Source organism: Azoarcus sp. TTM-91 (assembly GCF_012911025.1).
Lineage (GTDB): Bacteria > Pseudomonadota > Gammaproteobacteria > Burkholderiales > Rhodocyclaceae > Azoarcus.
Window position 1 is genome coordinate 1 of record NZ_WUEI01000174.1, and the last position, 6,527, is coordinate 6,527.

At 68.3% G+C, this 6,527-nt stretch carries 5 protein-coding genes and 1 pseudogene; all 6 read right to left on the reverse strand.

The features are described from left to right. Nucleotides 1-192: 192 nt before the first annotated feature. Nucleotides 193-960: a 3-hydroxyacyl-CoA dehydrogenase gene (locus GRF61_RS22770; protein WP_169152909.1), complete on the reverse strand. Its 768-nt coding sequence runs from the start codon at nt 958-960 to the stop codon at nt 193-195. A gap of 140 nt (nt 961-1,100) precedes the next feature. Then, nucleotides 1,101-2,360: a thiolase family protein gene (locus GRF61_RS22775; RefSeq protein ID WP_169152910.1), complete on the reverse strand. Its 1,260-nt coding sequence runs from the start codon at nt 2,358-2,360 to the stop codon at nt 1,101-1,103. After that, a complete protein-coding gene (locus tag GRF61_RS22780) occupies nt 2,357-3,127 on the reverse strand; it encodes a crotonase/enoyl-CoA hydratase family protein (protein WP_169152911.1) in 771 nt (256 codons plus the stop codon). The genes GRF61_RS22775 and GRF61_RS22780 overlap by 4 nt, the downstream gene beginning before the upstream one ends. A gap of 30 nt (nt 3,128-3,157) precedes the next feature. Beyond that, nucleotides 3,158-5,023, reverse strand: a complete 1,866-nt coding sequence (locus GRF61_RS22785; protein ID WP_169152912.1) for a feruloyl-CoA synthase — start codon at nt 5,021-5,023, stop codon at nt 3,158-3,160. A 25-nt stretch (nt 5,024-5,048) separates the two neighbouring features. After that, nucleotides 5,049-6,164 (reverse strand): ABC transporter substrate-binding protein, encoded by a 1,116-nt coding sequence (locus GRF61_RS22790; RefSeq protein ID WP_348982466.1) that lies wholly within the window; start codon nt 6,162-6,164, stop codon nt 5,049-5,051. Between the two features lie 237 nt (nt 6,165-6,401). Continuing rightward, nucleotides 6,402-6,527, reverse strand: a pseudogene (locus tag GRF61_RS22795) (ABC transporter ATP-binding protein); the annotation flags it as partial.

Genomic DNA, 6,527 nt, shown 5'->3' on the forward strand with positions numbered 1-6,527 from the left:
TGTCCAAACTCACAGGCTTTACGCCCCTTTCGGGGCGTCCCCCCCTCCCCGGCCCTCCCCCGCGAGGGGGGAGGGGGAAAAACTGAACCGGCGGGGTTCATCTGTCCTGATCTGGCTCATCTGCCTGATCTAATCTGCCTAAGCTGGCTTGAGCGCATAAATAGCCCGGCCCTCCCGAACCGCCTCCAGACTTCAGCGCGCCGCCAGCCGCACCGCGCCGTCCAGGCGGATGGTTTCGCCGTTCAGCATCACGTTGTCCACGATGCTGATCGCCAGCTTGGCGAACTCCTCCGGCTCGCCCAGGCGCTGCGGGAAGGGCGTGCCCTCGCCCAGCGATTTCTGCACTTCCAGCGGCAAGCCGCGCATCATCGGGGTGATGAACAGGCCGGGGGCAATGGTCACCACGCGGATGCCGAAGCGCGCCAGTTCGCGGGCGATGGGCAGCGTCATCGACACGATGCCGCCCTTGGAGGCGGAATACGCGGCCTGGCCGATCTGGCCCTCGTAGGCCGCCACCGAGGCGGTGTTGATGATCACGCCGCGCTCGTTGTCGGCCTGCGGCTCGCCCTTGCTCATGGCCTCGGCGGCCAGGCGGATCATGTTGAAGGTGCCAACCAGGTTGATCTGGATGCAGCGGGCGAAGTCGCCCAGCGGCATCACGCCTTCCTTGCCCAGCACCTTGCCGGCAGTGCCGACGCCAGCGCAGTTCACCAAGCCCTGCAGGCCGCCGAAGCGGCTCAGCGCGAGGTCCACCGCCGCCTTGGCATCCGCCTCGTCGGCAACGTTGGTGCGCTGGAAGGCAGTGCGCGCGCCCAGCTCGGCTGCCAGCTTCTCGCCCTGCTCCGCGTTGAGGTCGGCGATCACCACCTTGGCGCCGGCCGCGTGCAGCGCGCGCACGGTGGCCTCGCCCAGGCCGGAGGCGCCGCCGGTGACGATGAAGGTGTTGTTGTCGAATTTCATGTGCGTGTCCTGTTCATTTCGCCTGTTGCTTCATGTCCGGTCGGCCACCCTCGCCGTTGGTGCCGGGCCTGTCGAAGCCGGCTGGCATGCGCCAGGGCCCCACGACAGGCTCAGGGCGAACGGTGGGGCGGGCGGTCACCTCAAGCCGCGTTCTCAACCACGATGGCCACGCCCTGGCCGCCGCCGGCGCAGGCGGAGGACACGCCGAACTGCAGCCCGGCCTCCTGCAGCTCGCGCGCCACGGTGGTGGTCAGGCGCACGCCGGAGGCGCCCAGCGGATGGCCGATGGCGATGGCGCCGCCATGCACGTTGGACTTGTCGCGGTCCAGCCCCAGCTCCTGCTCGCAGGCGAGGTACTGGGCGCCGAAGGCTTCGTTGATCTCGACGCGGCCGAGGTCGCCGACGGTGAGGCCGGCTTTCTTCGCCGCCGCGCGGATGGCTGGCGCCGGGCCGATGCCCATGATCTCCGGCGGCACCGCCACCGCCGCGCCGGCGACGATGCGGGCCAGCGGCTTCAGGCCGTGGGCGCGCACCCAGTCGCCGTGGGCGACGATGACCGCCGCCGCGCCATCGACGATGGCGGAGCTGTTGCCGCCGGTCTGCACGCCGCCAAAGGCGGGCTTCAGCTTCTGCAGCGTCTCGAAGCTGGTGGTGCGCACATGGCCGTCGCGCTCGCAGCGCTCGGCACGGTCGGCCAGCTTGAGGCCGCGCGGCTTGTAGCTGGCCAGCTCCCAGTGGCTGTTCACCACCGCCGCCACCTCGCCGTCGAAGTAGCCGGCCTCCCAGGCCGCGGCGGCGCGGGCGAAGCTCTGTTCGGCGAAGCGGTCCACCGCCTCGCGGGAAATGTTGTAGCGCTTGGCCAGGTTCTCGGCGGTGTCGCCCATGGAGCCGCCGAACACCGTGTCCTTGGTCGCTTCCCACAGGAAGTCGCGGAAATCCACCTGGCCCATGCGGAAGCCGGCGCGGTGGGTGTAGGAGGCCACCGGGTTGCGCGACATGGATTCGGTGCCCACCGCCAGCGCCACCTTGGTCTTGCCCAGGGTGATCTGGTCGGCGGCGGTGAGGATGGCTTCGAAGCCGGTGCCGCACAGGCGCTGCACCAGCACCGCCGGCACCTCCGCCCGCACGCCGGAATAGAGGCCGATGTGGCGCGGCATGAAGTAGGCGTCGAAGCTGGCCTGCGCCATGTTGCCGGCGACGATGGCGCCGATCTCGCCGGCGGCGATGCCGCTGCGCTCAAACAACGCTCGGGCGGCATAGATGCCGAGGTCGGTGGGCGAAACGTCGCGCAGCACGCCGTTGTAGTCGGCGAAGGGGGTGCGGCAGCCGGCCACCAGCCAGATGTCGTCGTAGGCGGTCGCCAGCGCGGCGGCTTCGGAGGATTGGAAGGCGTTGCTCATGTCTGCGGTCCCTTGCCCTTGCGGTTGAGGAAATGGCCGATGCGCTCGGCGACTTCGGGGCTGGTCTGGGTCAGCGCCGCGGTCAACGATTCGACGAAGAAGCCGTCGTCGGTAGCCATGTTGGTGATGCGGGAGATGGCGGAAACCATGGCCCAGTTGGCCATGGGCGCGTTCTCGGCGATGCGCCGCGCCAGCTGCTGCGCCTTGGCCAGCGCCTCGCCGGGGCCGACCAGGTAGTGGGCCAGGCCCAGGCGCAGACCTTCCTCGGCGTCGAGGATGCGGCCGGTGAGCATCATTTCGCACATGCGGCCGGGGCCGATGATGCGCGCCACCCGCACCGAGGCGCCGCCGCCGACGAAGATGCCGTGGCGGCCTTCCGGCAGCTGGTAGATGGTGTTGGGTTCGGAGATGCGCACATGGGTGGCTGTGGCCAATTCCAGGCCGCCGCCGATGACCGCGCCCTGCATGGCCGCCACCACCGGGATGCCGCCGTTCTGGATGCGGTCGAAAATGCGGTGCCAGCCGCGCGAGTGCTGCATCACGCCGAAGGGCTCGCGGTGCTGGTGCTCGGCCAGGTCCAGGCCGGCGCAGAAGTGCTCGCCCTCGCCCGCCAGGATGATCACCCGGGTGCCTTCCGGCGTGGCGATCAGCGCCTCTTCCAGCGCCCCGAGCAGGCGGTCGCTGACCGCGTTGCGCTTGGCCGGGCGCGCCAGCGTGATGGTGTAGATGTTGTCCTCGGTCGAGGTCCGGACCAGTTGTTCGCTCATGGATGCCTTCCTTGCTGCGGACGCCGGCGCTCAGGCGGCCGGATGTACCGTGATGACCGTCTTGTCCTGCACGTCCGCGTACAGGTACTCGACGAGGTCGGCGCGGCGGTTGAGCACCGCGCGCTGGTTGATGTAGCCCTTGTCGGTGATCTCGCCCGCCTCCACCGACGGCGGCTCGGCCATCAGCAGCGCGCGCGCCGGGTAGGTGGAGGAGCCGCCGCCGGTCTTCATCATCATCGCCATGCCCTGGCGCACCCGGTTGCGCACCGCCGGGTTCAGCAACACGTCGATGGCGGGCGCGTCTTCCGGCATGTCGGGGCACAACTTGCGGCACTCCGGCATGTTGGGGAAGACGAGGAAGCCGATCTCGTCGCGGTCGTGGCCGGTGACGACGATGTCCTGCGCCACCGGCTTCAGCGCGTCGATGCCGGCCACCCGCAGCGAACCGACGTGCACCCAGGTGCCGGTGAGCAGCTTGAAGTCCTCGCCGACGCGGCCGTCGAACAGCAGGCCCAGCTCCGGGCGCTCGGGGTCAACGAACTCCACCGCGTCGCCGATCAGGTAATAGCCCTCCTCATCGAAGGACTTGGCGGTGATGTCCGGTTGCTTCCAGTAGCCGGGGAACACGTTCGGGCCTTTCACCCGCACTTCCAGCTTGTCCACCGCCGGCACCAGCTTCAGCGCGGTGCCCGGCACCGGCACGCCGATGACGCCGGAGCGTATGGCCTGGAAGTGGCAATCGGTGGCCATCGGCGAGGTCTCGGTGGAGCCCCAGGACGACACCATGGTGACGCGGTGGCCGGTGGTTTCCTCAGAGAGATCCTCCAGCGCGGTCCACAAGTGCTGCGGCAGCGCCGCGCCGGCGTAGAAGATGATGGTGAGGCGCCTGAAGAAGGCCTCGCGCAGCGCCGGGTCGTCGCGCAGCCTGGGCACCATCATGTCGAAGGCGCGCGGCACGCTGAAGTACTGCGTGGGCGACACTTCCAGCAGGTTGCGCAGGGTGCGGTCCAGCAGCGCCGGCGTCGGCTTGCCATCGTCCAGGTACATGCTGCCGCCGGAGCGCAGCACCATGTTGAAGTTGTGGTTGCCGCCGAAGGTATGGCTCCACGGCAGCCACTCCAGCAGCACCGGCGGCGCATCCTCCAGGAAAGGCCACACCAGCGCCTTGGCGGCCTGGTTGGAGCACAGCATGCGGTGGGTGTTGATGACCGCCTTGGGCGTGCCCACCGAGCCGGAGGTGAACAGGAACTTGGCGATGGTGTCGCCATTGATGCGATCGAAGGCGGCCAGCACGGCGGCCTCGTCGCTCGCCGCCTCGATGGCGGCGAAGGGGGTGAAGCTGCCGACATCCGCGCTATTGCCGCCGGCCACCACCACGCCGTCGTGCAGCGACGCGACGGCCTCCAGCGCCGGGCGGAAGCGCTCCACCGGATCGGCGTAGATCACGCCCGGGCGCAGCAGCTCGATGTTGCCCTTGAGCTTGGCGAAGTCCTTCGACATCAGCGAGTTGCCGGAGGAGATGGAGCTGACCGGAACGCCGATGTGCATCGCCGCCAGTATCAGCAGCGCATGCTCCACCGAGTTGTCGGACAGGATCACCACCGGCCGCTCGGCCGACAGGTTCTGCTTCAGCAGCCAGCTGCCGATGGCGATGACGCGGCGACGCGCCTCGCCATAGCTCAGCTTCTGCCACTCGCCATCCCGGCCGCGTTCGGCCAGGAAAAGGCGCTGCGGATCGGCGCGGTTCCAGTGCTCCAGCCACTCGCCGATGCAGCGCGACCAGGTTTCGGGAAGAGGAATCCCGGAGCGCAGGACGCGCACACCATCTCCCCGCGTTTCGACGTCGACGACCGGCCTGGCGAACATACGGTCGATGTCACGAATCACCTTGTCCATAGGATTCCTCGTCCTCTCCTCAGCCTTACTCGGAGCGCAGCAGCTTGTAGCTGCCGTTCTCCACCTTGACCAGCACGCGGGCGCGCTCGTCATGGCCGAAGTGGTCGGTCGGGCTCATGTTGAACACGCCATGCACGCCCACCACGTTCTTGGTGTTCTCGATGGCGTCGCGCAGCGCGGCGCGGAACTCCGGCGTGCCCGGCTTGGCCTTCTTCAGCGCCACCGGAACAGCGGCGTCGAGGATGAGGTAGGCATCCCACAGGTGGGCGCCCTGCGGGCCGACCGAACCGGCGCCGTACTTGGCCTCGTACAGCTTCACGTAGTTGGCGATCACCGCCTTCATCGGGTTGCTGTCGGCCAGCTGATCGCCGACCACGATGGGGCCGGTGACGAAGATGCCGCCTTCCAGCGCCTTGCCGCCCACCCGCAGCACGTCACGGCCGATGGCGCCGTGGGTCTGGTAGATGCGGCCCTTGTAGCCGCGCTCCACCAGGGTGGAATGCGGCAGCGCGGACGGCGTGCCGGAGGAAACGATGAGGATGGCGTCCGGCTTGGCGGAAATCAGCTTCATCGCCTGGCCCATCACCGAGGTGTCGGCGCGGTTGAACTTCTCGTTGATGGTGAGCTGGATGCCCTTGGCTTCGGCCGCCTTCTTCATCTCGGCCATGAAGCTCTCGCCATAAGGGTCGGCGAAGCCGATCACGCCTATGGTCTTCACGCCGTTGGCCGCCATGTCGTCGGCGATGGCGCCGGCCATGATGCGGTTGTGCTGCGGCATGCGGAACAGCCAGTGCTCCTTCTCCGGCGCCAGCGAAGCCACCGGGCCCAGGCCCAGCAGCGGCGTCTTGGATTCCACCGCGATCTCGGTCACGGCGATGGTGTTGGACACGGTGGAAGAACCCACCAGCACGTCCACCTTGTTCTCTTCGGCCAGCTTCTTGGCGTTCTTCGAAGCCTGGGTGGGGTCGGTGGCATCGTCCAGCACGATCCAGTTCACCTTCTCGCCGCCCACCGTCGCCGGCAGCAGCGCCACGGTATTCTTCTGCGGCGCGCCCAGCGCCGAGGCCGGGCCGGTGGCGGACACGGTGATGCCGACGGTGAGATCGGCCAGCGCGGCACCGCTTGCGAACAGGGATGCCACGACCGTTGCGACTGCAAGTCTCCTGAACTTCATGTTTCCTCCTGATTTATGTGGCTGCCGCGCTGAAGCGGCAGTTGCTGCTGGCGGCCGCGGATCGATGTCCGCGGCTCGTTCTTCCGCTGGCGGGAAAGGGATCTCCTGCCCCTCTCGTCCCTTGCCTTCCCGCCATCGCTCTCTTGCCGGGGAGTGCTGCGTCTGTCCTTCCCCTTCTTTCTGCTTGTCCTTGCGTGCCGGTGCTCAAGCCGCCAGCATCGCCTGATGCTTCCCGCCCAGCCCCAGATAAGCCTCGATGACCCTGGGATCATCCTTCAACTGCGCCGCCGGCCCCTCCATCGCGATCTGGCCGGTCTCCAGCACATAGGC

Excerpts from the sequence above, each read along its gene's own strand:
- GRF61_RS22770 (WP_169152909.1), bottom strand. The coding sequence starts at position 960 with ATGAAATTCGACAACAACACCTTCATCGTCACCGGCGGCGCCTCCGGC.
- GRF61_RS22775 (WP_169152910.1), bottom strand. The coding sequence starts at position 2,360 with ATGAGCAACGCCTTCCAATCCTCCGAAGCCGCCGCGCTGGCGACCGCC.
- GRF61_RS22780 (WP_169152911.1), bottom strand. The coding sequence starts at position 3,127 with ATGAGCGAACAACTGGTCCGGACCTCGACCGAGGACAACATCTACACC.
- GRF61_RS22785 (WP_169152912.1), bottom strand. The coding sequence starts at position 5,023 with ATGGACAAGGTGATTCGTGACATCGACCGTATGTTCGCCAGGCCGGTC.